Consider the following 3,251-nt stretch of genomic DNA (forward strand, 5'->3'; position numbering starts at 1 on the left):
TGCGTGCTCAGCAACAGGTGAAAACGACGGCCCGCACCGTCCGTCACCCCCGTCACCGCGCCCGCCACGTCACCCTCCGCTGCCCGGTGAAAGGCCAGCGTCCGACCAAAGCCATCCACCACGCCCGTCAGCACCCGGTATGCGGGCGGTTCCGGCGGCAGCACCTCGTCCGCCCCCGGCACCCGCTCCGGCCAGCTGAGTATCCACCACGGCCCCTGAAGGCTGTTTGTCGCCAGGTACACATGCGGACTCAGGCGAACATCTTCCGGCAGCACCTGCCAGAGCGCGCTTAGCGGCTGCGAACTGTGCTGCTCCGCCCCCCCGCCCCGCGCCAGCCAGAACGACTCGCTGCGGCTGTAGCTTATCTCGCCGGGAAACAGCGGCTCAAAGTGAATGCTCCTGCCGCCGTTGTCGTTGAGTATCAGTTCCCGCTCATGAACCTGTAAGCGGATATCGAAGGGCGCTTTCCAGCCGGGGCCGAACACGCCCACCGGCGCGGGCGTCCTGGTCCGGTAACTGCTGTAAGCGCGGGAAAGAATAAACGGCAGCGGGCCGGGCAGTGCCAGGTCCGTCTCGCCCGGCAGCACCTTCGCACCCAGCACCGGGTTCACCGGGTTAGCATAGGTAATCCCTCCCGGACACACCGAGCAGGCCACTCCCGTCGGCGCACCTATCAGCACCCCTGCTGAACCCTGCACAATATCCAGTCCCTTGCGGGTCATGTCGCCCTGCCGCGCCGCCGGTTTTCCGCTCATGGTTTATTCCTCTTCCTCTGAATAAACTTATTTTTGATGCACTAATGATTTTCAAAAGAGATTTATATTTAACGACAATTCAGCACTTTTAATGTAAAAGATCCCCGGCTGAATGATATTCACTCATTGTTTGTTATCAGAAAGTGTTTTATACAGCGGCACATATCCCACGTCTTCCACAAGACTTTGCCCCTGAGGGCTTAAAAACCAGTCCACTAGTTTTTGTGTTTCCGGTGTCGGCTTTTCGCGGGTGACCATGTAGGCATCCACCACATACGGATAAGTACCGTTGCGGATATTCTCCACCGTTGGTGCAATACCATTTATTGCCAGCAGCTTAAGATTTGGGCTTATATCCTTATTCATCTGTGTGACATAATAGCGGAAGGTGTAACCAATTGAAGGCTGCGTATTCCGGTAGGCAATTACTTTGGTTAACACTCCATTCATAAGGCTTACTTCTGTAGATGTTCTGGCGGGTAGCATCGGTGTCTCTTTCATCACCTTTGCCAGCATCACCGTCTGGCTACCGGAATCTTCCGGACGCTGCCAGACCTGAATGCGCTCATCACTGCCACCAACCTGACTCCAGCGGGTGATTTTACCGCTGAAGATATCCCGAACCTGCTGTTCAGTAAAAGAACTGACCGGATTACTGGCGTTAACGATAAAAACAAAGGCTTCGTGGGCGAAGGGGGTATAAACCAGTTTCACCCCGGCATCGGCAGCCCGTTGTTTTTGTCCTGCGGAAGGCTGGGCAACAAAAATAACATCGGCCTGGCGCTTTATGAGATCATTATAGGCTTCTGGTGTACGAGTCGGATACATATAATTCAAACCCGGATCTTGATGGTTATCCCCGGGGATCAAATATCGGTAAGCTGAAGCATACAGTGGATATAACGCGGTTGCACCACATACCCGGGGCCATTTATTCGAGTTATCAGTGTAGCGTAAAGTGGGTTCTCCTCGTATATTGGTTTTCTCCCAACTCACTGTTTCTTTTACGCTGTTATCGCCCCCGCCGTCTACACATCCTGACATTAATACCGTCATATAAAATAATACTGGTAACAGGCCCACCCTACGCATACAATGATTTAATAAATACGCCATATACCTCACTCTAAAATATTGATTATATAAATACATATGCATAATTATATTTACATCAAATTCTGAATGAACAATTTAAATTTAGAGAAAGTGAAATTTAATTTTTCGATACTTCCGCATACATATTCCCCTCGCTAAAAAATCATCATTCCACAATCAATCATTAATTACAACTCAATATACATCATTTAACTTTCATTAAACTCGCAATTTATTATTACATTGTAGCCATTATGAACTGTCATCACGCACACACTCTACATACACATTAGAAACAATATAACCCCATGAGCCATCCTCCGTTTCAATACTTAGTGCAGCGTGTCTTAAGGAAATTAGAAGCCACAACATCAATCTTTTCTTTTAAGACTAAATCATCCACATAATCACAAGACAAATAGAAGTCATTACCATCGGCCATTATAAATATCCTCATAGGTAAAGATTTATCATTATCAACATGAGCATTCGTAATAATCCAATAATAAGGAAATCTAACATTTTTTGTAGGAATACCCAATAAATCATAAGCTTTATTATTATATTCTATCGCTCCCTTAACAAACGTTGGTTTGACCTCCTTACCAATAATGCGATGCGACGTATATTCTTCCTTCTCAGCAAACGATTGCATTAATGCCCATATAGGTTTATTTGCCAGCTCACCGTGATGAAAAATCCGATAAAAATACACTCCTAAAAAAAATATTAAGCCTAAGCAAACCAATACCATGAGGCAGTTCTTACTCATTGATTAAAATCCGTAAAATTAGAAGGAACAGGGCCATTCTCAGGTGAAAACAATGGAGATGTATTTGATACTCGTGATGCTATCATTTCTACAGTAGCAGGAAGATACATTGGCATTCCATTATCACCACCTAGCGGATCAGTTGAAGTTAAAATTTCATTTATTGAATCTACTGAGACTCCCGCATGCAACATTGCCTCAATAACCATTGTTGCACAATTGTGCGTAAAATAGTTATAGTCACTTCTATCTACTTTATATTTTTCATCAATGTACTTAATCATTGCTTTCTCTTGTTCTGGCGTGGTTTTAATTGTATATATCCTCGTGCTTCTACGTTGTGCTTGTTCAGTTAAATAAGCTATGACACTCCCTCCACGTGGGGTAGCGGTTCCATAGCTATATACCCCTTTTCCAGTAAATGCCATCGCAGAATGCCCTAATGGATTACCACTCGTGGGTCCCCCAGCAAAAATAAGGGTATCCAAACCAAGTGGATCTATATTTATAGTTGGATTCCACGGATATTTATAAAGATTCCATCCCCCCGCAAGCCCGATTGGATCCTGCGTGATATACCTCCCCTGCAACGGGTCATAGTACCGGTGACGGTTGTAGTACAGCCCCGA

General features: G+C 46.2%; 4 protein-coding genes. All 4 read right to left on the minus strand.

All coding sequences use genetic code 11. The features are described 5' to 3' along the window. A partial coding sequence (locus BGE37_RS24565) for a DUF6531 domain-containing protein (RefSeq protein WP_241956682.1) occupies positions 1–755 on the minus strand: 755 nt, incomplete at its 3' end. Positions 756–878: 123 nt separating this feature from the next. Next, positions 879–1,847: a PstS family phosphate ABC transporter substrate-binding protein gene (locus BGE37_RS24570; protein WP_105288540.1), complete on the minus strand. Its 969-nt coding sequence runs from the start codon at positions 1,845–1,847 to the stop codon at positions 879–881. Between the two features lie 328 nt (positions 1,848–2,175). Next, the gene (locus BGE37_RS24575; RefSeq protein WP_105288541.1) at positions 2,176–2,622 is read right to left on the minus strand and encodes a hypothetical protein; all 447 of its coding nucleotides are present in this window, start codon (positions 2,620–2,622) and stop codon (positions 2,176–2,178) included. Next, a partial coding sequence (locus BGE37_RS24580; RefSeq protein WP_157944759.1) for an RHS repeat-associated core domain-containing protein occupies positions 2,619–3,251 on the minus strand: 633 nt, incomplete at its 5' end. The genes BGE37_RS24580 and BGE37_RS24575, both read right to left, overlap by 4 nt.

The organism is Escherichia sp. MOD1-EC6300 (assembly GCF_002965045.1).
Classification (GTDB): Bacteria; Pseudomonadota; Gammaproteobacteria; order Enterobacterales; family Enterobacteriaceae; genus Escherichia; species Escherichia coli_F.